This is a genomic window from Inediibacterium massiliense, from assembly GCF_001282725.1.
Lineage (GTDB): Bacteria > Bacillota > Clostridia > Peptostreptococcales > Thermotaleaceae > Anaerophilus > Anaerophilus massiliensis.
In genome coordinates, this window is record NZ_LN876586.1 from 612,842 (window position 1) to 636,745 (window position 23,904).

The window sequence follows — 23,904 nt, forward strand, 5'->3', positions numbered from 1 at the left end:
GATGATTTTAATTAAAAAAATTCATACTGTATTGAGTTTCTATTGCATGAATTAAATTTTTCATGTCTTCTTTTTCTCTATGTATTCTAGGGTTATTTAAAGCAGATTCTAATTCTTTTTTTAATTCATTACGAAAATCGTATAATTGCTTCTTTTTTCTCGCTATAAGTAATTCTTTGAATTTTTTTTCTATAATTGCTTGAACCATATGATCAACTCCTTTTATATAATGATATACTAAGTAGATTCTAGAAAAGAGATAAGAATCCTTTTGTTATTTATAGGGAAGACTAAAATTATATGGATTGTTTTATGTTGAATAGAAAATATAATTCGAACTTTAGATAAAAAACAAAAACAAAATGTTCGTATATAAACATATCAATCTATAAATAATACAAAAAATATTCGAAAAAAGTATTGACCTTTTCAAAGTCATTTGATAATATAATAGTGAAACAAGAACACGACAATTGATGATCTACTCGTATAATTTCGGTAATAGGGTCCGAAAGTATCTACCAAGCAACCGTAAATTGCTTGACTATGGGTGAAAGCGTATCTAGGGTTCCGGCGAAAGCGACAGGTCCAAGTGATACGAGTATTACTTTTGTAATACTACACCGTGGGGAGAAAAGCCCGGACGGGGAGGTTTCACTTCATAAAACCTTCCTGTTCGGGTTTCGTTTTTTTCACTACAGTAAAAATAATCCAATTTAAGGAGGAGATCAGGTTGGAATTTACAAACAAAAAAACAAATGCTGGAATGCTTGAAAATATCTTTAAGCTTTCAGAAAGAAAAACTACTGTAAGAACTGAAATTTTGGCAGGTATTACTACTTTTATGACAATGGCATATATTCTTGTAGTTAATCCTGATATTTTAAGTAAGACAGGAATGGATAAGGGAGCTGTATTTACTGCTACTGCCATATCAGCAGCTTTTGCTACATTTTTAATGGGTTTTTTAGCAAATTTACCTTTTGCATTGGCACCTGGAATGGGACTAAATGCTTTCTTTGCTTTTACTGTATGTTTAACAATGGGATATAGTTGGCAGTTTGCTCTAACAGCAGTTTTAATCGAAGGAATTATTTTTATTATACTTACTTTAACAAATGTTAGAGAAGCTATTATCAATGGAATGCCTCCAGTTATTAAAAATGCAGTAAGTGTTGGAATCGGATTATTTATAGCTTTTATAGGTTTTCAAGGGGCAGGAGTGATTGTAAAAAATGATGCAGTTTTAGTAGGTCTTGGAAATGTAAAAGATCCAGCAGTACTATTAACATTAATAGGAATTATTATTACGGGAATACTACTTATCAAGAATGTAAAAGGTGCTTTATTATTTGGAATGATGATTATTACTTTGGCCGGAGTTTTTATTGGAAAAACTATCGTTCCTGATACATTGATAAGTATGCCTCCATCTATTGAACCTATATTTTGGAAATTTGTTGGAACAGATCAAATTTTTTCTTGGGACATGGTTGTTGTAGTATTTACTTTCTTGTTTGTAGACTTATTTGATACATTAGGAACTTTAATTGGAGTATCTACAAAAGCAAATATGTTAGATAAAGATGGAAAGATTCCAAATGCAAAGCAAGCTTTATTTGCAGATGCTATCGGTACTACAGTAGGTGCTATGATGGGAACCAGTACAGTAACAACTTTTGTTGAAAGTGCATCAGGAGTTGCTGAGGGAGGAAGAACAGGTCTTAGTGCCGTTACAACAGGAGTACTTTTCTTAGGATCTACTATACTTGCTCCAGTATTCACATCTGTTCCACCACAAGCTACTTCTGCTGTATTGATTTTAGTTGGAATGTTTATGATGAGTCCTATTTTAAAAATCAATTTTGATGATTTTACAGAAGCAATTCCTGCTTTTTTAACGATTATCATGATGCCATTAGCTTATAGTATTGCAGAAGGATTAGTATTTGGAGTAATTTCTTATGTATTCTTAAAAGCTTTAACAGGAAAAAATAAAGAAATTCATCCTATGATGTATGTAGTAACAGTCTTATTTATTGCAAAGCATATAGCAGGTTAAAATCAAATAGCCCGAAATAGATGCGTCTATATCGGGCTTTTTCCTTCAAACTAAAGTGAGAATATTTAAAAAATAAATGGTGTGATAAAGGAGGATGTTTATGAAAGTTGCAATTATTATGGGTAGTGATTCAGATTATAAAGTAGTAGAAAATGCAGAAAAAGTACTAAAGGATTTTGGAGTAGAAGTAAATGTAAGAGTCATATCTGCTCATAGAACACCAGAGCGCGCTGCTACCTTTGCTAAGGAAGCAGAAAATAATGGATTTGAAGTGATTATAGGGGCAGCAGGAAAAGCTGCTCACCTTCCAGGAGTATTAGCGTCTTTTACAACATTACCAGTTATAGGACTTCCTATCAAATCATCTACTATGGATGGATTAGATTCTTTATTATCCATTGTGCAAATGCCAAAGGGAATTCCAGTTGCGACAGTGGCTATTAATGGAGCTGAAAATGCAGCACTGCTAGCTATACAGATGTTGTCTTTAAAATATGATCTTTTAAAAGAGAAGCTTAAGAAATTTAGAGAAGAACAAGAAAAAGAAGTCATAAAAAAAGATGAAGCTTTTTTAAATAGATAAGGAGGAGATCAATATGAAAAAATTAGAAATGTTATATGAAGGAAAAGCAAAAAAGGTATATAAAACAGATGACGAAAAAAGATATATTGTAGAATATAAGGATGATGCAACAGCTTTTAATGGACAAAAAAAAGGTACCATTGCAGATAAAGGAGTCATTAATAATAAAATGTCAGCTCTACTTTTTAAGATGTTAGAAGAAAAAGGAATACCTACTCATTTTGAAGAACTTTTAAGTGATAGAGAAATGCTTGTAAAGGCTGTAAAAATATTACCCCTTGAAGTAATCGTAAGAAATGTAGCGGCAGGTTCATTATCTAAAAGATTAGGAATAGAAGAAGGAACTGCTCTTTCCCATACTATATTTGAATTTTGTTATAAAAATGATGATCTAGGAGATCCAATGATCAATGATGATCATGTACTTGCAATGAATCTTGCAACACAAGATCAAATAGATATAGTAAAAGAATATACTATGAAAGTAAATGAAACTTTAAAAGAATATTTTTTAGAAAAAGGAATGAAATTAATAGATTTTAAATTAGAATTTGGTACTTTTGATGGACAAGTGATTTTAGCAGATGAAATCTCTCCAGATACTTGTAGATTATGGGATGTGAAAACAAATAAAAAAATGGATAAAGATAGATTTAGAAGAGATTTAGGAGATGTAGAATCCACTTATCAAGAAGTTTTAGCTAGACTTCAATAGGAGGTAGCCATGTATAATGGAATAAATTTAGATAAATTAAAAGAAGAATGTGGAGTTTTAGGAGTGTATGCTCCTAAAGGAGAAAACATATCTCAAATGGTTTATTTTGGACTACATGCTCTTCAACATAGAGGGCAAGAAAGTGCCGGAATTGCTGCTAATCATGGTGGAGAGATTCATTATTATAAAGAGATGGGGCTTGTGCAAGAAGTATTTTCAGATAAAATTATACAAAGGTTGCAAGGAGATATTTCCATAGGTCATGTAAGATATTCTACTACTGGAGAAAGTTATGTGACCAATGCTCAGCCATTAGTAGTTCATCATAAAGGAGGAGCTATTGCTTTAGCTCACAATGGAAATCTTATTAATGCAGGAGAAATAAGAGAAGAGCTTGAAGATGAAGGAGTAATCTTCCAAACTTCTATAGATAGTGAAGTCATTGCAAATATGATTGCAAGAAAAAATAAATTAGGAATAGAAAATGCAATCAAAGAAACTATGAGTCAAATAAAAGGTGCTTATGCATTGGTAATTACCTATCAAAATAAATTGATAGGAGTAAGAGATCCTAATGGACTTAGACCTTTATGTATAGGAAAAATTGATGGAGGGTATGTATTATCATCAGAAAGCTGTGCTTTTGGAGTTTTAGGAGCAACTTTTATAAGAGATGTAGAACCTGGTGAGATGGTGATCATTGAAAATGATGAAATTAGAAGCATTCAATATAAGTGTAATGAAAAAAAATCATTATGTTCCTTTGAATTTGTTTATTTTGCAAGACCAGATAGCATTATAGATGGACAAAGTGTATATATCAGCAGAAAAAATGCAGGGATGATGCTTGCAAGGGAGTATCCAGTAGATGCGGATTTAGTCATTGCAGTTCCAGATTCAGGAACGGTTGCAGCTATTGGATATGCTCAAGAATCAAAGATTCCTTTTGGAGAAGGACTTATTAAAAATAGATATGTAGGAAGAACATTTATACAACCTGATCAAAAGATGAGAGAAAGAAGTGTAAAAATGAAGCTCAATGTATTGAAAGAAAACATTGAGGGGAAAAGATTGGTTATGGTAGATGATTCAATTGTAAGAGGAACCACTAGTGGCCAGATTGTAGAAATGTTAAAAAATGCAGGAGCAAAAGAGGTTCATGTACGGGTATGTTCTCCTCCTGTAAAGTATTCTTGTTATTTTGGAATTGACACTCCATCTAGAAAAAATTTAGTAGGAGCTGTTCATTCTGTAGAAGAGATTAGACAAATGATCGGAGCAGATAGTCTTGGATATTTAAGTATTGAAGGACTATTAAATTCTACTTGTATGAAAAATGATTTGTGCAGTGCATGTTTTAGTGGAGATTATCCAATGGAAGTTCCTAAGTCAGGAAATAAGTATTTATTTGAAAAGAAGTAGGAGGACAGGATATGATGGAAAAATCACTTACGTATAAGGATGCAGGGGTAGATGTGTCAGAAGGAGCAAAAGCTGTTCATCTTATGAAAGAGCATGTACAAAAGACTTTTTCAAAAAATGTATTATGTGGTCTTGGTGGATTTGGAGGATTATTTTCATTAGATCTAAAAGAATATAAAAATCCTGTGCTTGTATCTGGGACAGATGGAGTAGGAACAAAATTAAAAATTGCTTTTATGATGGACAAGCATGATACAGTAGGACAAGATTGTGTGGCTATGTGTGTGAATGATATATTGTGTCAAGGAGCAAAGCCGTTATTTTTCTTAGATTATGTGGCTACAGGAAAATTAGAGGCAGAAAAGGTAGCTGATATTGTAAAAGGAATAGCAGATGGATGCTTAAAAGGACAATGTTCTTTAATTGGAGGAGAAACAGCAGAGATGCCAGGATTTTATTCAGATGGGGAATATGATATGGCAGGCTTTGCAGTAGGTATTGTAGATCGAGAAAAAATTATAGATGGATCAAAAATAAAAGAGGGAGATGTGCTTATAGGCATTTCTTCAAGCGGTATTCATAGTAATGGGTATTCTTTAGTGAGAAAGCTTTTCTTTGATACATTAGATTATAAACTAGATCAATATATAGAAGAATTAGAATGTACTTTAGGAGAAGAACTTTTAAAACCTACTCGTATTTATACAGATGTAGTGATGAAATTAATAGATAAACATTCTATTAAAGGAATGGTTCATATGACAGGTGGAGGATTTTATGAAAATATTCCAAGAATCATTCCTGAAGGGTTAGGCGTGAATGTAGAACTTGGAAGTTTCCATGTCCTACCTATTTTTAAATGTATGCAAAAGCTTGGAAATATCAAACAAGAAGATATGTTTGCTACCTTTAATATGGGAATCGGTATGATTCTTGTAGTAGACAAAGAAGATGTAGATCATATCATGGAAGATCTAAAGAATGAAAAAGCTTATGTTATGGGAAGTGTAGTTAAAGGCCATGGGGTGAATTTATGTCAATAAATATTGCTGCGTTTGTATCAGGAGGAGGAACAAACCTCCAAGCTCTTATAGATGAAATAGGAAAGAAAAATATAGATGGGAAAATACAAATCATTCTCTCTAGTAATGAGAAAGCTTATGCACTAAAAAGAGGAGAAAAGCACGGAATAGCAAGTATTTATATAGGTAAGAAAAATTTCCCAGATATAAATGAAAGAAACGAAAAAATAATAGAGATTTTAAAAGAGAAAAATATTGATTTGATAGTACTTGCAGGATATATGAGTATATTAGATGAAAAATTAGTAAAACTATATAAAAATAAAATCATCAACATTCATCCATCTTTGATTCCAAGCTTTTGTGGGAAAGGCTTTTACGGAAAAAAGGTTCATGAAGGGGTCTTAGAGTATGGCGCAAAAATAACAGGGGCCACAGTTCATTTTGTAGATGAAGGAACAGATACAGGTCCTGTAATTATGCAAAAAAGTGTAATGGTTAAAGAAGAAGATACTGTAGATTCTTTAGCAGAAAGAGTTTTGAAGGTGGAGCATGAAATTCTTCCCTTGGCAGTTCAATACTTTTGTGAAGGAAGAATAAAAGTAGAGGGAAGAAAAGTAAGAATAGGGGGATTAAAGAATGAAACGTGCACTCATTAGTGTTTCGGATAAAAGAGGAATTGTAGAATTTGCAAAAAAATTACAAGATATGAATATAGAAATTATATCAACTGGGGGAACAGCAAAGGTTCTAAAGGAAAATGAAATTAGAGTTATAGGAATATCAGAGATTACAAATTTTCCTGAGTGTTTAGATGGAAGAGTAAAAACTCTTCATCCTGCTGTTCATGGAGGGTTGCTTGCAAGAAGAGATGATGAAAATCATATGAATCAACTTAAAGATTTAAATATTACACCTATTGATCTAGTAGTCATTAACTTATATCCTTTTAAAGAAACCATCAGCAAAGAAGATGTAACATTAGAAGAAGCTATTGAAAATATAGATATTGGTGGGCCTACTATGCTTAGATCTGCTGCTAAGAATCATAAAGATGTAGTGGTAGTATGTAATCCTGATGATTATGAAAATGTAATCCATGAAATGAAACAAGGTGAAATTTCTTATGATACAAAATATAGACTAGCCCTTAAAGTATTTGAACATACAGCCCATTATGATGCACTCATATCTGAGTATTTAAGAAAAGAAATCAATGGAGATCTTCCAAATACCCTTACATTGACTTACGAAAAAGTACAAGATTTAAGATATGGAGAGAATCCTCATCAAAAGGCGGTTTTTTATAAAGAAGTAGGAAGAAAAGAAGGTTCTTTAATAGAAGCTACAAAGCTTCATGGAAAAGAGCTATCCTTTAATAATATAAATGATACAAATGGAGCATTAGAGCTTTTAAAAGAATATGAAGAACCTACTGTAGTGGCAGTAAAACATACAAATGCTTGTGGAGTTGGAAGTGGCTATGATATTTATGATGCTTATATAAAAGCCTATGAATGTGACTCTGTTTCTATATTTGGAGGGATTATTGCAGCCAATAGAAAGATTGATAAAAAAACAGCAGAGGAAATCAATAAAATATTTATAGAAATAGTAATAGCTCCAGATTTTGATGAAGATGCACTAGAAATTTTACAATCTAAGAAAAATATAAGAATAGTAAAGCTTCCAAATATAAGTGTAAAACAGTCTAAAGGTTCACTAGATATGAAAAAAGTTAATGGAGGAATTTTGATTCAAGAAATAGATCATGATTTAATAGAGGATATAAAAGTAGTAACAGAAAGAATTCCTACAGAAAAAGAAATGAAAGATCTTTTATTTGGACTCAAGGTTGTAAAACATATTAAATCTAATGGAATTGTTCTTGTAAAGGATCAAAAGACAATAGGAATCGGACCAGGGCAAGTAAATAGAATATGGGCCGTAGAAAATTCTATCAAACAATCTAATGAAGAGGTCAAGGGAAGTGTACTAGCTTCTGATGCATTTTTCCCATTTTCAGATTGTGTAGAGGAAGCTGCAAAAGCAGGAGTAACAGCAATCATTCAGCCAGGAGGCTCTATAAGAGATGAAGAATCTATAAAAATGGCTAATGAATATGGAATAGCTATGGTATTTACTTCCATGAGACATTTTAAACACTAAGGAGGAGTACCGATGAATGTATTGGTGATAGGAAGCGGCGGAAGAGAGCATGCGATTATATATAAAATCAGTCAAAGTCCAAAAGTAAAAAAGATTTATTGTGCTCCAGGAAATGCTGGAATAAAAGATTTAGCACAAATTGTAGATATAAAAGATTATGATATAGAAGGACTTTTAAAATTTGCTAAGGAAAATAAAATCGATTTGACTATTGTAGGACCTGAAGTACCACTCGTTCTAGGAATTGTAGACAAGTTTCAAAGTCATGGACTGAAAATATTTGGACCAAATAAAAAGTGTGCACGTCTTGAGGGAAGTAAAGCTTATACAAAAGATTTTTTAATGAGACACAGTATTCCTACTGCTCAATATGAAGAATACACAGATTTTGAAAAAGCAAAAGAGAATATAGATAAATTTGGATATCCAGTAGTTTTGAAAGCGGATGGATTGGCAGCAGGAAAAGGAGTTGTCATTGCTCAAAATAAAGAAGAGGCTATGACAGCGTTAGAAGAGATGATGAAAGAGAAAAAGTTTGGGCAAGCAGGAGCCAAAATAGTCATAGAAGAGTACTTAACAGGAATAGAAGCTTCTATATTATGTTTTGTAGATGGAAAGACTATTGTACCCATGGTTAGTGCACAAGATTATAAAAAGGTATATGATAAAGACCAAGGACCAAATACAGGTGGCATGGGAAGTTATTCTCCAAGCTTTTTAGATAATGAAGGATTTCAAGAAGAAGTACAAAAGATGATATTAAGTTCTATTATAGAAGGCTTTCAAAAAGATCAATTAGATTTTAAAGGAATTTTATTTATAGGGCTGATGATTACAAATAAAGGTATTAAGGTATTAGAGTTTAATGTAAGATTTGGAGATCCAGAAACTCAGGTCATTCTTCCAAGATTAAAAACAGATTTGATAGATATTATGGAAAGTATAATAGATGAAAAATTAGATCAACAATCTATCTTATGGAGAGAAGAAAAAACAGTTTGTGTAGTTGTAGCCTCAGGTGGATATCCAGAAGATTACGAAAAAGGAAAAGTAATATATGGATTAGATGATATAAAAGATTCTATTGTATTTCATGCTGGAACAAAAGAAAAGGATGGAGAAGTTTTTACCAATGGAGGAAGAGTCCTAGGAGTTATGGCTTGTGGAAAAACTGTAGAAGAAGCTAGAGAAAAAGCTTATAAAGATGTTTCTAAGATATCCTTTGAAGAGATGCATTATAGAAAAGATATAGGGAAAGTGATAACACCTGCATAGAATTGCAGGTGTTATATTTATGACAAAGCAATAAAAAATATCACCTATTTTCGAATTTGGAAAATATAACGAAACTCTCGAAAATAGCATTACAAGCTCGCTTTGCTCAAACAGTGTAATGCTAAGCATTTTCTCGCTTATTCTATATTTTCACAAATTCTCAATAATGGTTCCTAATTTTTTATGACTTTACATAAATAAAGTTTGTTGATAGTTTGTAATACCTGCATAGAATTGCAGGTGTTTTTTTGTTGTAAAAATGTAATAAATGGGTTATATTGGAATATAAGTAGGAAAGGAAGTGAGTAACATAAAAGTGAATCAAAAAATTGAAGAAGAAAAGAAAATGATTGAAAAAATGATTTATATTTATTGTAAAGGAAATCACTCATTTAAAAATGCATTATGTAAAGATTGCAAAGAATTATTAGAGTATTCAAGGATGAGATTAGATAAATGTCCATTTCAAGAGAATAAACAGCCTTGTAAACAATGTAAAATTCATTGTTATGAAAAAAACATGAAAGAAAATATAAAAAAAGTGATGAGGTATTCAGGTATTCGTATGTTATGGATTGATCCGAAAGGGGTGATTGCACATTTATTTCATATGTTTATCAAATAAAACTTTGAGGTGATGAGATGAAGTTTAGTGTCAAAGAAATAACTTTAATTGGAATTACAGCAGCTATGATGGTTGCTATTGGATATGTTTTGTATGTGGCTGGAAGTTTTTTACCTATTCCAGGATCAAAATTTATAATGTTTTCACCTTTTTTAGGGTTTATACTTACTATGCCTATATATAAAATAAAAAAAATAGGAGTATTGTCTGCAATAAGCTTTGTATTTGGAATGATTATGTCGGGTATATCTATTTTTATGGGGTTAGCTATATTAGCCTCTGGAATATTTTCAGATCTATTATCTAAAATATTGTTTAAGAACTATAATTCTACTAACAAAATAATGTTATCTGTAGGATTGTATCCAATGTGTAGTTTAATCAATTCATTTTTAGTAGGGGTATATATAACTGGTAATAAAGCTTTTGCATTAGATGGAGGATATGAGATGCTACTTATTATTTCATTAATTATATATGGCTTAGGTGTATTTGGATCATATGTAGCATTAAAATTATTACCTTCAAGAGTGTTTAGTCAAAAATGTTAAATATAAAATATTAAATATTTGTAAAAAATCTTCCTTTAGAATTTCTAAAGGAAGATTTTTTTATAATACATAGGAAAATATGGTCTATTGGTAAATTTTATATTCACAATTTGTGTAATAAATTTCAATAAAGGCTACTTAATAAATCTGTCTAAGAAAGACTTTTTTATTGTTGAGGTAATGATGAAAATGGATAAATAGACAGCAATCTTACAAAATTCCTACAAATAAGAATAAATATTATAAAAAAGAAATAATAATAATAATTAATAGTAATTGAAAACGAATATCAATGATGATATAATAAAACCAAATTATGAAATATATGGCAAAGGAGTGACTATATGGAATAATAGTAGGTATATGTATCTGCATAATTAAATGGAGTGTATAACATCCCTCGGTAAAATTAAACTATTTTATTTGAAGTTAAATTAAAAAATAAAAAACAAAAGGAGAGATTTTATGTTTATATTAAAGAAAATCAATAAAAAAGGAAAAAATTTCATCATAAGTATGCTAGCAATTTTACTAGTATTTGGAGGGGTAGGTCAAATAGCTAGTGCCATAGGACATACAAGCCATTTATCTAAAGTACAAATAAATAGTTCTCTTTTAGATAGAGATGGAATATACGAAATAGATGTAAAGGCATTAAAAGAAAATAGTGATAGCACATCTATGGCAAATAAATATTTAAATTCAAAGGCACAAATCAAAGTATCCAATGGAGGAAAACATAAAGAAATGACATTAACATTTTCCAAACATTTTGAGGATATGGAAGATATTGAAGTAAATATAAATGGAAGAAAAGTACCTTATAAACAAGTAAATGAAATAAAAGGAATAACTTTTGAAATACCAAATGAGAAGGAAATTATTACAATAAGCATGAAGGTAAAGGTGATGATTATTTTTAAATCCAGTGTGACATTTAGAGTTGTACCCAATCAAGATAGTATTAGATTTATAAATTAATAATATTACTAGGGGGATGTTGAAGTAGTTTCATTGGCAAAATAAAAAAAGAAGGGGAGACAAAATGAGCATTTTTAAAAGAATACATAAAGGAATTAGTATGTTATTAGTTATGGCTTTAATAATAGGAGGAGTATCCCAAAATGTAGTAGCTATTGAAAATGAGTCAGATGTACAAGAAACTAGTAAAGATTCAACAAATGAGAATGTAGAAGTAGATGCAAGTAGTAAGGATATAGAACAAGGAACTCAAGAAAAAGAAAAGCAACAGAAAAAAGAGGAAGAAAAAATAGAATCAAATAAAGAAGAAAATAAACCAATAGAAGATAAAGCTAGTAAAGAGGTAAACTCTAAAAAAGAAGAAAAAAATAAAGAAGATGTAGATAAAGAAAGTAAAGAAGCAGAAGAAGAAAAGCAACAAGAAAAAGAAAAAATAGAATCAAACAAAGAAGAAAATAAACCAATAGAAGATAAAGCTAGTAAAGAGGTAAACTCTAAAAAAGAAGAAAAAAATAAAGAAGATGAAGACAAAGAAAGCAAAGAAGCAGAAGAAGAAAAGCAACAAGAAAAAGAAAAAATAGAATCAAACAAAGAAGAAAATAAGCCAATAGAAGATAAAGCCAGTAAAGAAGTAATTTCTAATAAAGAAGAAAAAAATAAAGCAGATGTAGACAAAGAAAGTAGAGGAATAGAAGAAGAAAAAGTATCTCAAGAAGAAAAGCAACAAAAAACAGAGATAGAAAAAATAGAATCAAACAAAGAAGAAAACAAAACAATAGAAGATCAAACTAATGACGAAGAAAAAAGTAAAGCAGATATAGTAAAAGAAGAAAGAGAAGCATCTATAAAAAAATTACAAAACACTACTAAAACAGATATAGGATTAAAAGAAAATTATACACAAAAAAGTTTAAATGCATATGAAAATGCACTTAAGCAAGCAAAAAATATAGATTTAAAGAAAGCAAAATTAGAAGAAATTAACAATAGCATAACACAATTAGAAGAAGCAATTAAAAATTTAGAAGAAAAAAAAGTAGAGACAATTCAAGACGGACTATATGAAGTAGAAAAAGAAGCAACTGATGAAGAAGGAAATCCATCTCCTTTTGCTAGGATGCATATAGGAGAAAAATTAAAATATGAAGTAAAGAATGGAAAACATTATGTAGAACTACGTCTTAGAAAAAGTGAATGGTCAAAAATTGATGAGATAAAAGTAGATGAAAAAGTTGTAGAGTATAAGAGTAAAGAAGAAAAAAATTGTAAAGACCCTTATGGACAATCAGAAACAGTAACAGATCAATTAATAAAATTTGAGGTTCCTAATCAAAAATCAGAAATTATTCTTCAAGGATCAATATTACCAGATGGAGATGAAGAGTTTGCAGTACCGTGTACAGTTTATTTAAGAATTAAAGAGGATACATTGAAGAAAGTAGAAGAAGAAAAACCAAATACAGATTTTGATAAAGATGGATTGTATCAAATAAATCTTAAAAGACTACATGGAGAAAAAGATGAAGCATCTATGGCAGCAGATTATATAGAAGAAATAGGAAATATTGAAGTGAAAAATGGAAAGAAAACATGCATTGTAACATTAAAGAGAAGTGACTGGATGTACTATATAAAAATAGAAGTGAATGGAGAAAAAGTTCCTCACCAGTTAAAGGTGATGAAAACCTATGATCAATTAAATGAAAAAGGAAAAAATCAAACAGACAGTATAATGAGCTTTGAAATCCCAGAGGCAGATGTCCAAATTAGAATGCACTTAAAGGCCATTCCAATGGGTGATATTGAACAAGTATTTAGAATAGTTCCTCAAAAAGATACAGCAAAATATTTGGGAGATAAAACAGATGGAGAAAGAGAAATAGCAATAAGAAGATTGCAAAATGCAATAGAAGCAAAAATAGACCCAGAAGAAAATTATACAAAAGAAAGCTATAAAGTATATAAAGAAGTATTGAATCAAGCAAAAAATATTGATGTAGAGAAAAAAGGCACAGAAGAAATTAGTCGTATAGCAGAAGATCTAGAAAAGGCTATAGCTACTCTGAAAATAAGAGAAGATATAATAAAATATGAAGGTAAAGTAACCAATTCAAACGAAGATTTAAATTGGATTATGAAAGATGAAGGAACGATACAGATTATAGACGAAAAAAAATATGTTGAGATTGCACTAAAAGATATACCTGGATTAAGAATAGATAAAATTTCTATAGATGGAAAAATTATGAAGCATAGTGAAAAAAAAGAGGGTGAATATTTATTCGTAAAATATGAAGTTAAAAGTATCGAGTCAGAGATGATTCTTACTATACCAGTTATGTATGAGCCATGGTATGCAGAGGGTAAAATTGTATTTGATGATGAAACTATTAAGAAGGTTAAAGAATATGAAGAAAAAGTAGAATTAAATAAAAATGGAGAGTACACTATTTTAGCATTAGCATTAAAAGAAGACTCAGAGGATCCATCCATGACAAACCAATTTATCAAAGAACCTGTTACTCTTAAAGTAAAGGATGGAAAAGTTATAGCTAAAATGGTTTGGAATGGCACAGAATTTATTACAATGGACATGATCGAAGAGTTAAAATATGAAAATAGTAATGGAGCGTTTGTAGATGTAAAGAGAAAATTAGATTCTAAAAACAATGCTGTGACCATTGAATTCGAGGTAGAAGATATAAACAAAGCAACAATCATGCAAGTATATGTACCAAGAGGAATGGGAGAAGGTAGACCAAAGTTTAGATTAGTATTTGATCTAGATTCTCTAAAGATTATCAAAGAATATAACAAAGACGAAAATCAAGAAAAATCTATTGAAATATCAGTAACAGCTCCTACAGAAGTAAAAATTTCAGATAACGAAAAAAATATAGTGATTTCTAAGATCACGGAAGAAATCATCAAAAATGGAGAATTAAAAATTCATGTAGGAGATACAAAAAATGCAACAGTAAAAATACCAGTAAAAGTGGAAAAGGAAAGTCAAATAAAGCAAGCAAAACTTCCAAAAATATCAATGGAGTCCAATATTGCTAATGTAGAAATACCAACAGGTGTTGATGTGAAATCTCAAAATGAAAAATGGGATGGAACAATTAAGTTACCAACTCTTATAGAAAATGAAAGTGTAAAGATTACTAATATAAAACCAGAAAAAGTAGTAGAAGTAGGCTTTGAAGGTGGAACATTAGAATTTAATCAAGCAGTAAGAATAGTACTAAAAGGTCAAACGGGTAAAAAAGCAGGATATATAAAAGATGACAAAATTATAGAGATTGAGCATACACTTTCTGAAAATACTCAAAAGGTAGCAAATGAAATGAAATGGCAAGAGACCAAAATAGATGATGGAAAAGATTTAATTATTTGGACAAAACATTTTACAAAATTTGTAGCTTATATAGATGATACAACAGGTGGAAATACAGGTGGAAATACAGGTGGTTCAAACGGAAATAAAGAAAGCAAATTTTATAAAATAGATGTTGAATTATTAAAAGGAGATACAAATCAAGAATCTACAGGAGAAAGATTCTTAGGTAAAAAAGCTATATATGAAGAAAAAGATGGAAAAAAATATATTAAATTGGTTGTGAAAAGAACGGACAAAATGAAAGATGTAAAAGTAATGGTTGATGGGAGTGTTAAGAAATTTGATGTACAAAATGTTAAGAATGAAGGAGGAAAAACAGTCAGCACCATTAAATTTGAGATACCTAATTTATCTTCAGAAATTGAAGTAAACCTAAGAAGTGAATTTATGGGAAATGTACTCACTAAATTTAAAATAAAGTTTAATGAAAGTTCAATGAAAGAAACAACAAATCCAGATGATTTAGATTATAGTTTAGATGGATTAAAAGATGATCCTACAATAGGTGAGGACATGAATTTAGATGGAGTAGAAATTGAAGTTTTAAAAGAAGATAGCAATGAACAATCTATGGCACATGCATATATAGGTAAAAAAGCAGGTTTTGAAGTCAGAGATGGAAAACAGTACCTTACAGTATATATTAAGAGAAGCGAATGGATGAAAAATATAGATATAACTGTAGATGGAAAATCTGTAAAATATGACCGTAAAGTAGTAAAAACAAGTTCAAAAGAAGGAGAAAATATTACTGTTGAATTTGAAATACCGAATTTAGATGCCAAAATCAAATTCCATATGAATGTATTACCAATGGGAGAAGCAAGAGTAGCATTTAGAATCGTTCCTAAAAAAGATACAATGAGCGAGAAAGCTAAAAGCAGTATGAGTAATAGTAGTACAGTAAAAGTTTCAAATATAGATAAAAATAAAGATGATTTATATCAAGCTACTATTAAGGTGTTAAAAGAAAATCAAGATGAGCCATCTATTGCAAAAGACTATATAGATGAAAAGGTAGATATAAAAGTAAAGGATAAAAAAATATATATGATCATGTATTTTAAGCATAGTAAAGATATTAAAGACTTAGAAATAAAGGTAGAAGGAAAAACAGTCAAACATGAAATGAAAACAATCAAAGAACATGAAGAAGGTAAAGCAGATAGTTTTGTTCAATTTGAAATACCAGAATTTGAATCAAAAATAATAGCAGAGATGAACATTCAAGCAGATAAAAATAAAAAAGTTACCTTTAGAATCGTACCACAAAAAGATACATTAGTGAAAAAAGTAAATACCAGTGTAACAAAAGATGGCTTATATGAGATGGGTATGGAAGTAGTAGACAAATATGATACTGTATTATCTTTAGCTAAAAAACATTTAAGTGATCAAGTAGATTTTGAAGTGAAGAATGATAAAAAATATGTTCAAGTATTACTAAAAGAAAAAGATGCAATAAAAGACTTGGAAGTAATCGTAGATGATAAAAAAGTAGAATATGAAAATGTGAATGAAAAGATTAAAGTAAATGAAGAAAAATTTGCAGCTATTCGATTTGAAATACCTAGCTTAGATTCAAAAATTAAATTTAATATTCTTACAAATGAAAATGATCTAGTAGAGGAAAACAAAGATATAAAAGAAGATAAAAAAGTAAATAAGAATGAAGAAAAGAAATATGTGACTATAAATGTAGTTCTTAAAAAGAACACAATGAAGCAAATTGAAAGTAAAGTTTATCTATATATAGACTCAAAAAATATCTATAGAGTAAACAGTGAAGGAACAGAAAAAATAACTTTAGATGTAGCACCAGTGATTGAAACAAATAGAACATTAGTACCTCTTAAAGGTGTTTGCGAAGCATTAGGAATCAATGTTTTATGGCAAGAAGAAACAAGAGGTGTTTTATTAAGTAAGGATGATGTGAAAATTCAATTACATATAGATTCCATGGATGCAGAAATAGGTGAAGAGTCTATTAAGCTTGAGGTAGCACCCAAAATAATCAATGATAGAACCTTTGTTCCGTTAAGATTTATGTCAGAAAACCTTGAGTATAGGGTGGACTGGATGAAAGAAGAAAATAAAATGGTGATTACAAAGAAAGCAAATGTTGATAAAAAGAAGATATAAAGGGAGGAAATTCAAATGAAAAATAAAATGTTAAAAATATGTACAGTAACTTTTGTAGTGGGAGCATTATTATTGCCATCTACACAAGCTTTTGCTCAAAAGGCTCAAGTAAGTAAAGTAAAAGCAACACAAAAAGTACAAAAAGTAGTAGAAAAGGAACCATTAAAGGTTGGAAAATATAATGTAGGAGTAACTGCTGTAAAAGCAAAATCAAATGAGATGTCTATGGCAGGGCAATATATGGATACACAAGCTGTATTAGAAGTAACTAAAGATAAACAAAATAAAGAAAAGAGATATCTAGAAATAAAGCTTACAAGAAGTGATTGGATGGAAAATATTAAAGTGAACGTTGGGGACAAGGAAGTAGCATATACTGCTAAAGTATTAAAAACCTATAAAGAAAAAAATGAAGCAGGAAAAAATAAGGCAGATAGCTCTATTAGATTTGAAATACCAAATTCAAAATCTGGTGAAAAACCTAATATAAAGTTAGGTATGAATGTGATTCCAATGGGAAATGCATCTGTTGAATTTAGAGTTCAGTTAGGAGATGAAATTACAAAAGTAGTAGAAAAAGCCATAAGCAATAATCCATCAACAGATAAAAAAGCAGCAAAAAAATAGGCGCTAGAGTTTATAGTAAATGAAAATAATGATCCTTTGAATCATAACTCTATTTTAGGAAAGGAGCTCCTTTCTTAAAATGGAGTTTATTCATGACAAATAAGGGGGAGCAGAAGTGAAAAGATTTTTAGCTATATGCATGATGATTGTAATAAGCATGATATCTATTGCTTGTTCTCCAAAAATAGAACAAGTAGATAGCAAAAATTTAGACAAAAAGGATGATGCAAGAATAGTAGCTGGAAGCGTGGCAGTAGCTGAGATGTTAGCAGAGTTGGATATAAAAATGGTAGGAAGACCAAGTACTCAATATGGTATATCTGATAAAATAAAAGATCTTCCAGAGGTAGGATTACCTATGAATCCTGATTTAGAAAAAATAAGAAGTTTAAAATCAGATGTATTCATCACATCAAGTGCACTGGAAGAATTAATAGGAGATAAATTTCAACAAAATGGTATTCATACAAAATATTGTAACTTAAATTTCTATGATTCAGTAAAGGAAAGCATCAAAGAACTATCTGTAGAATTTGGGAAAGAGGAAAACGGAAAAAAATTAATAGAAAAGATTGAAAATAAAGAAAAAGAAATATTAAAAGATGTAGATCAAAATAAAAGGGTGAAGGTTATGATTTTGTTTGGAGCACCAGGCCATTTCATGCTTGCTACTGAAAAATCATTTGCAGGAAGCTTGATTGAAAAATTAGGAGCGGAAAATATTACATCTAAGGTAGAATCAGAATATAAAGGAGCATATGTCCCTTTTTCCCTAGAGGTTGCATTAAAGGAAAATCCTGATGTTATTTTTAAAATGTATCATGGATATGTAGAGGAAGCAAAAAAACAAGTAGCAGAAGAATTCGAAAAAAATCCTCAATGGGAAAAATTTAAAGCAATCAAAGAAAATAGAGTGTATGATTTAGATCCAGAATATTTTGGCGTAACAGGAGATATCAAATTAACAGAGTCATTAGAAAAAATGAAACAATATTTATACAAAAAATAAAGGAAATGGTGAAAGTATGAAAAATATTAATGAAAAAACCAAAATATGGATAATATTTTCAAGTTTCATTATTCTAATACTTTTAATCATCGGAACTATTGGGGTAGGAAGCGTGGATATATCTGTTAGAGAAATAATAGATACCTTTTTAGGAAAAGGTGATGAAATCAATACGAGCATTATAATGGATATGAGACTTCCAAGAATTATACTTGCAGTATTTGTAGGGGCTAGCTTATCTATATCAGGAGCTTTATTACAATCGGTTATGAGAAATCCATTAGCTGATCCTGGAATTACAGGAGTTTCTTCAGGAGGAAGCTTAGCCGCTATTTTAATGATGCTTTATTTTCCTCGGTTCTATAGATTATTACCTTTTCTGGCATTTTTAGGAGCTATGCTTGCATGTACATTAGTATTTATTTTATCTTGGGATAATGGAATCAAGCCTATTAGAGTAATTTTATCAGGAGTAGCTATCAATGCTATGTTTGCAGGAGCTACTGCTTTATTAGCTATTATGAATAGCGATAAAATTCAAGGGGTTTTACTTTGGATCAATGGAAGTATAGCTTATAGAGGCTGGAGAGAAGTTAGCTATTTTCTTCCTTATTCCATAATAGGAATTATATTATCATTATTCTGTATTAGAGGTGCAAATCTTTTAGCTTTAGGAGATGATGTTGCTACAAACCTAGGTATGAATGTAAATAAAGCAAGAATAGGAATATCTCTAGTCGCAGTATTTTTAGCAGGAGTGAGTACCTCTGCTGTTGGGATTATAGGATTTATTGGAATTATTGTTCCACATGTAGCTAGATTGATATTAGGATCTGACTATAAGTATTTAATACCGATGAGTACAGTTTTAGGAGGAATTATCCTTCTTTTAGCAGATACTTTAGCAAGATATATAGCAAGACCTATCGAACTTCCTGTAGGAGTGATGATGGCTATGATTGGTTGTCCATTCTTCTTATTTCTTCTAAGGAGGCGTAAAGCTCATGCTTAAAGTGAAAGATTTTAAAATAGGATATGACAATAAGGTGATTGTAAAAAATTTTAGCGTACATGTAAAAAAAGGAGAGATTATTACAATTATTGGTCCGAATGGGTCTGGAAAATCAACTGTTTTAAAAGCTATAGGAAGATTATTAAAGCCTATGGCTGGAACGATTTATTTAGATAAAAAATTACTTTGGGAGATGAAGGGAAAAGATATAGCAAAAGAGATGGCTTGCCTTTCTCAACATAATATTGCTCCTGAGGATATGACCATTAGAAAAATAGTAGGTTTTGGAAGAAATCCTCATAAAGGATGGTTTGAAGGAATAGATAAAAAGGATGAACAAATTATAGATTGGGCAATTGAAAAAACCAATCTTAAAAATCTTGAAAATAAAAAAATGATTCATATATCAGGCGGAGAAAGTCAAAGGGCATGGATTGCTATGGCACTAGCTCAACAGCCGAAAATTTTATTGTTAGATGAACCTACAACTTATTTAGATATAAATAATCAAATAGAAATATTAGACTTAGTCAGTAAATTAAATAAAAAATTAGAGCTTACTGTGATTATGGTTTTGCATGATTTAAATCAAGCAGCAAAATATAGTGATCAAGTAATTGTACTTAAAAATGGAGAGATACAGGCAGTAGGTGAACCAGAGAAAATTCTAGACAATCATTTAATAAGAGATGTTTATAATGTGGATATGAACATATTAAGAAATCAATATGGTGAAAAGCTTATTTTTATTCCTAAAAAAATTCATGCTTGCAATACATAAGGTCGTATAGTGGATTTGTAGATAAGGTTATATTCTTATTTACAAATCCATTATGCAAATAAGGAGCAAAATACTAGGGGGAAAGATAGTATGATCAATACAAGATTAATGAAATTAGTGCATCATTCAAGAAAATGGATTTTTCTAACAGTTTTGATGAATTGGATCAGTTTGTTATCCAATGTGACAGGCATTCTTTGTATTACAAATTATATTCAAATGATTTATTCACAGGGAATTGACTTTAAAAAAAGCTTAATGACTATAGCTACATTAATAGGAGTCATTCTTGTAAGATTTGTATGTAATCATATGGCGGTAAAGTTTTCTAGTAAATGTTCACAAGATGCAAGAATATCTCTTAGAGATACAATATATAAAAAGCTTTTAGATTTAGGAATACATTATAATGAAAAAGCATCTTCTTCAGAAATTGTACAAGTTGCAATAGATGGAATAGAAAGATTAGAAATATATTTTGGAAGATATTTGCCACAATTTTTTTATAGCTTATTAGCACCACTGACTTTATTTGTAGTATTTAGCTTTATAAATTTAAAAGTAGCAATCATTTTATTAATATGTATTCCACTTATACCCCTATCTATCCTAGCTATTATGAAAATTGCTAAAAATCTTTTAGCAAAATATTGGGGTGTTTATGTAAATCTTGGAGACACTTTTTTAGAAAACTTAAGAGGACTTACCACTCTAAAAATATATGGTCAAGATGAAGCAAGAAATAAAAAAATGAATGTAGAAGCAGAGAGATTTAGAAATATAACTATGAAGGTTTTAGCAATGCAATTAAATTCTATTAATGTTATGGATCTAATTGCTTATGGAGGAAGCGTTGTAGGGGTTATTATTATTTTAAAAGAGTTATCATTAGGAAAAGTACATATAGCTGGAGCATTTGCTGTTATATTACTTTCATCAGAATTTTTTATACCTCTAAGAGTTTTAGGATCATGTTTTCATGTTGCTATAGATGGAGTTGCAGCATCAGATAAGATATTCAAAATAATAGATACACCAGTAATAAAGGAAGAAACAAAACAAATAAACGATTTTCACAATATAAATATAGAATTTAAAGACGTAAATTTTTCTTATAAAGAAAATAGGAAAGTGTTAGATCATGTGAATTTAACTATAGAAAATGGGAAAATAACAGCTTTAGTAGGAGCTTCTGGATGTGGAAAAAGTACTGTAGCAAATATGATTATGGGATTTTATAAAAAATATGAAGGAAAAATTTTATTAAACCATCAAGAACTTAGAAATATTGATCCAATACAGCTTAGAAAAAAAATAAATGTAGTTACAAATAATAGTTATATTTTTACAGGAACCTTTGAAGATAATCTAAAAATGGGGAAAGCTGATGCTACCGAAATAGAAATGTTTGAAGCATTAAAAAAAGTAAATTTATATGATTTCGTTATTTCTTTAGATAAAGGTTTAAAATCAGAAATAAAAGAAGGAGGAGCTAATCTTTCAGGGGGGCAATGTCAGCGTCTTGCTCTTGCAAGAGCATTATTATATGATAGTGAAATTTATATATTTGATGAATCCACATCAAATGTGGATGTAGAAAGTGAAGAATATATTATGAAGGTAATATATGAAATTGGAAAAATAAAAACGGTAATATTAATATCTCATAGGCTTTATAATGTAAGATTGGCAGATAGAATTTATGTATTAGAAAAAGGAAAAATAAAAGAGCTGGGTAATCACAAAGAGCTTATGAATAAAGAAGGTGTTTATTTTGAATTGGTATCTGAGCAAAATGAATTAGAACAGTTAGGAGAGAAAGTATATGCGTAGAGATGGAATTGTGATTATGGGTAAGCTTATAGGACTTGTAAAGCCTTTGGTTCATATCATGGTCATTACAATTATAATGGGTGTATTAGGATTCTTAGTAGCTATGTTTATTACGATTTATGGTGGAATAGGTGTTTTAGAGATTACAGGATTGAATATTGGAATATCTATAAAGAAAATATTTATAATATTAGGAATTTTAGCTATATCAAGAGGATTTTTAAGGTATTTAGAGCAATATACAGGGCATTTTATAGCTTTTAAATTACTAGCTATTTTAAGAGATATAGTTTTTAAAAAGCTAAGAGAGCTTTCTCCAGCAAAGCTTGAAGGAGAAGAAAAGGGAAATCTTATATCTATTATAACTAGTGATATAGAGTTGTTAGAGGTCTTTTATGCTCATACTATTGCACCTATTATGATTGCAATCATTACATCCATCATTATGATGATCTATATTGGAAAAATACATTGGTATCTTGGAGCTATTGCAGCCTTTGGGTATCTTACTATAGGTTTTTTGATTCCTTATATTTCTTCCAAAGCAGGAAGTAAAGCTGGAGTCAATTATAGAAATTCCTTTGGAAAGATAAATAGCTACATGTTAGATTCTTTAAAAGGAATGAAGGAAATCATTATGTTTAATTTAGGAGAGGAAAGGCTTTTAAATATCCATAAAAGAGGAAAAAAATTAAATAAAGAAATAGAAAAAATAAAAAAACAAGAAGGGATCGTAAGAGCATTTAGTGATTCAATTATATTAATTTTTACTATGATCATGTTATTTACAGGGGTATATCTTTTGAATAAAAATTTAATAGACTTTAAAGGTGTAATCATTTCAACTATAGGAATGATGAGTTCTGTAGGTCCTGTTGTAGCTTTAAGTAATTTATCAAATAATTTATTGTTAACTTTAGCAGCAGGAGATCGAGTTTTAAATTTATTAGAAGAAACACCTGCCGTAGAAGAAATATATGATAGAAAAGATATTATATTTGGAGATATAAAAGTAAGTAATGTAAATTTTTCTTATGATGAAAACAAATCCATATTAAAAGATATAAATATGAAATTAAACAAAGGAAAAATTGTAGGGATCGTAGGAGAGAGTGGATCAGGAAAAAGCACTTTATTAAGATTATTCATGAGATTTTGGGATCCAACAAATGGAAGTATCAAAATAAATGATGAGGATATGAAAAATATAAATACAAGTTCTTTAAGAGAAATAGAAGGTTTTGTCACACAAGATACTTTTTTATTTAATGAAACCATAGAGGAAAATATTAGGATTGGAAAAAAGAATGCAACTTTTGATGAAATTCAAGAAGCTGCAAAGAAAGCATCTATACATGATTTTATAGAAAGTCTTCCAAATGGTTATCAAACGAAAATAGGGGAGTTTGGGGAAAACTTATCGGGAGGAGAAAGACAAAGATTAGGGATCGCAAGAGCTTTTTTACATAATGGAGAGTTGATTTTACTAGATGAGCCTACTAGTAATTTAGATAGTTTAAATGAAAAAGCCATAGTCAAGACATTGAAAAATCAATGTGAGGATAAAACAGTTATTTTAGTTTCACATAAAATGTCTACAGTAGCTATAGCAGATGAAGTATATGTGATCAATAATAAAAAAATAGCAAAAAAAATTACGCAATAGATGATAATGATAATTATGAACAAATAAAA

At 29.9% G+C, this 23,904-nt stretch carries 19 protein-coding genes and 1 riboswitch; of the genes, 18 read left to right on the forward strand and 1 reads right to left on the reverse strand.

Annotated features, from left to right (window positions below; all coding sequences use genetic code 11):
• Positions 1 to 7: 7 nt before the first annotated feature.
• Complete coding sequence (locus BN2409_RS06675) at positions 8 to 208, reverse strand: hypothetical protein (protein WP_053955864.1); 201 nt, start codon at positions 206 to 208, stop codon at positions 8 to 10.
• Between the two features lie 257 nt (positions 209 to 465).
• Positions 466 to 567, forward strand: a riboswitch (purine riboswitch).
• 166 nt (positions 568 to 733) lie between these two features.
• Here BN2409_RS06675 and BN2409_RS06680 point away from each other — a divergent pair.
• The 18 genes from BN2409_RS06680 to BN2409_RS06765 all read left to right on the forward strand — a co-directional run bounded on the left by BN2409_RS06680 (position 734) and on the right by BN2409_RS06765 (position 23,875).
• The gene (locus BN2409_RS06680) at positions 734 to 2,062 is read left to right on the forward strand and encodes an NCS2 family permease (RefSeq protein WP_330375397.1); all 1,329 of its coding nucleotides are present in this window, start codon (positions 734 to 736) and stop codon (positions 2,060 to 2,062) included.
• Positions 2,063 to 2,162: 100 nt separating this feature from the next.
• Positions 2,163 to 2,645, forward strand: a complete 483-nt coding sequence (purE, locus tag BN2409_RS06685; RefSeq protein ID WP_110942990.1) for a 5-(carboxyamino)imidazole ribonucleotide mutase — start codon at positions 2,163 to 2,165, stop codon at positions 2,643 to 2,645.
• 13 nt (positions 2,646 to 2,658) lie between these two features.
• Entirely contained in the window at positions 2,659 to 3,360 is a 702-nt protein-coding gene (purC, locus tag BN2409_RS06690) for a phosphoribosylaminoimidazolesuccinocarboxamide synthase (protein ID WP_053955866.1), read from the forward strand.
• 9 nt (positions 3,361 to 3,369) lie between these two features.
• On the forward strand, positions 3,370 to 4,782 hold the full coding sequence (gene purF / locus BN2409_RS06695; RefSeq protein ID WP_053955867.1) for an amidophosphoribosyltransferase: 1,413 nt from the start codon (positions 3,370 to 3,372) through the stop codon (positions 4,780 to 4,782).
• 11 nt (positions 4,783 to 4,793) lie between these two features.
• Positions 4,794 to 5,825 (forward strand): phosphoribosylformylglycinamidine cyclo-ligase, encoded by a 1,032-nt coding sequence (gene purM / locus BN2409_RS06700; protein ID WP_053955868.1) that lies wholly within the window; start codon positions 4,794 to 4,796, stop codon positions 5,823 to 5,825.
• Positions 5,816 to 6,463 carry a phosphoribosylglycinamide formyltransferase gene (gene purN / locus BN2409_RS06705; protein WP_053955869.1) on the forward strand — a complete coding sequence of 216 codons (648 nt, stop codon included), beginning with the start codon at positions 5,816 to 5,818 and terminating at the stop codon, positions 6,461 to 6,463. Before purM ends, purN begins: the two co-directional genes overlap by 10 nt.
• Complete coding sequence (gene purH, locus BN2409_RS06710; RefSeq protein ID WP_053955870.1) at positions 6,444 to 7,973, forward strand: bifunctional phosphoribosylaminoimidazolecarboxamide formyltransferase/IMP cyclohydrolase; 1,530 nt, start codon at positions 6,444 to 6,446, stop codon at positions 7,971 to 7,973. Before purN ends, purH begins: the two co-directional genes overlap by 20 nt.
• Before the next feature lie 12 nt (positions 7,974 to 7,985).
• A complete protein-coding gene (gene purD, locus BN2409_RS06715; RefSeq protein ID WP_053955871.1) occupies positions 7,986 to 9,248 on the forward strand; it encodes a phosphoribosylamine--glycine ligase in 1,263 nt (420 codons plus the stop codon).
• 301 nt (positions 9,249 to 9,549) lie between these two features.
• Entirely contained in the window at positions 9,550 to 9,873 is a 324-nt protein-coding gene (locus tag BN2409_RS06720) for a nitrous oxide-stimulated promoter family protein (protein ID WP_242847918.1), read from the forward strand.
• Between the two features lie 17 nt (positions 9,874 to 9,890).
• Positions 9,891 to 10,424, forward strand: a complete 534-nt coding sequence (locus BN2409_RS06725; protein ID WP_053955872.1) for a hypothetical protein — start codon at positions 9,891 to 9,893, stop codon at positions 10,422 to 10,424.
• 465 nt (positions 10,425 to 10,889) lie between these two features.
• A complete protein-coding gene (locus BN2409_RS06730) occupies positions 10,890 to 11,405 on the forward strand; it encodes an NEAT domain-containing protein (RefSeq protein ID WP_053955873.1) in 516 nt (171 codons plus the stop codon).
• Between the two features lie 64 nt (positions 11,406 to 11,469).
• The gene (locus BN2409_RS06735) at positions 11,470 to 16,947 is read left to right on the forward strand and encodes an NEAT domain-containing protein (protein ID WP_053955874.1); all 5,478 of its coding nucleotides are present in this window, start codon (positions 11,470 to 11,472) and stop codon (positions 16,945 to 16,947) included.
• A gap of 15 nt (positions 16,948 to 16,962) precedes the next feature.
• Complete coding sequence (locus BN2409_RS06740) at positions 16,963 to 17,574, forward strand: NEAT domain-containing protein (RefSeq protein ID WP_053955875.1); 612 nt, start codon at positions 16,963 to 16,965, stop codon at positions 17,572 to 17,574.
• A 115-nt stretch (positions 17,575 to 17,689) separates the two neighbouring features.
• Positions 17,690 to 18,583, forward strand: a complete 894-nt coding sequence (isdE, locus tag BN2409_RS06745) for a heme ABC transporter substrate-binding protein IsdE (RefSeq protein ID WP_053955876.1) — start codon at positions 17,690 to 17,692, stop codon at positions 18,581 to 18,583.
• A 16-nt stretch (positions 18,584 to 18,599) separates the two neighbouring features.
• A complete protein-coding gene (locus tag BN2409_RS06750; protein WP_053955877.1) occupies positions 18,600 to 19,595 on the forward strand; it encodes a FecCD family ABC transporter permease in 996 nt (331 codons plus the stop codon).
• Positions 19,588 to 20,376: an ABC transporter ATP-binding protein gene (locus BN2409_RS06755; RefSeq protein WP_053955878.1), complete on the forward strand. Its 789-nt coding sequence runs from the start codon at positions 19,588 to 19,590 to the stop codon at positions 20,374 to 20,376. Before BN2409_RS06750 ends, BN2409_RS06755 begins: the two co-directional genes overlap by 8 nt.
• 90 nt (positions 20,377 to 20,466) lie before the next feature.
• On the forward strand, positions 20,467 to 22,209 hold the full coding sequence (locus tag BN2409_RS06760; protein WP_053955879.1) for an ABC transporter ATP-binding protein/permease: 1,743 nt from the start codon (positions 20,467 to 20,469) through the stop codon (positions 22,207 to 22,209).
• Entirely contained in the window at positions 22,202 to 23,875 is a 1,674-nt protein-coding gene (locus tag BN2409_RS06765; protein WP_053955880.1) for an ABC transporter ATP-binding protein, read from the forward strand. The genes BN2409_RS06760 and BN2409_RS06765 overlap by 8 nt, the downstream gene beginning before the upstream one ends.
• Positions 23,876 to 23,904 lie beyond the last annotated feature (29 nt).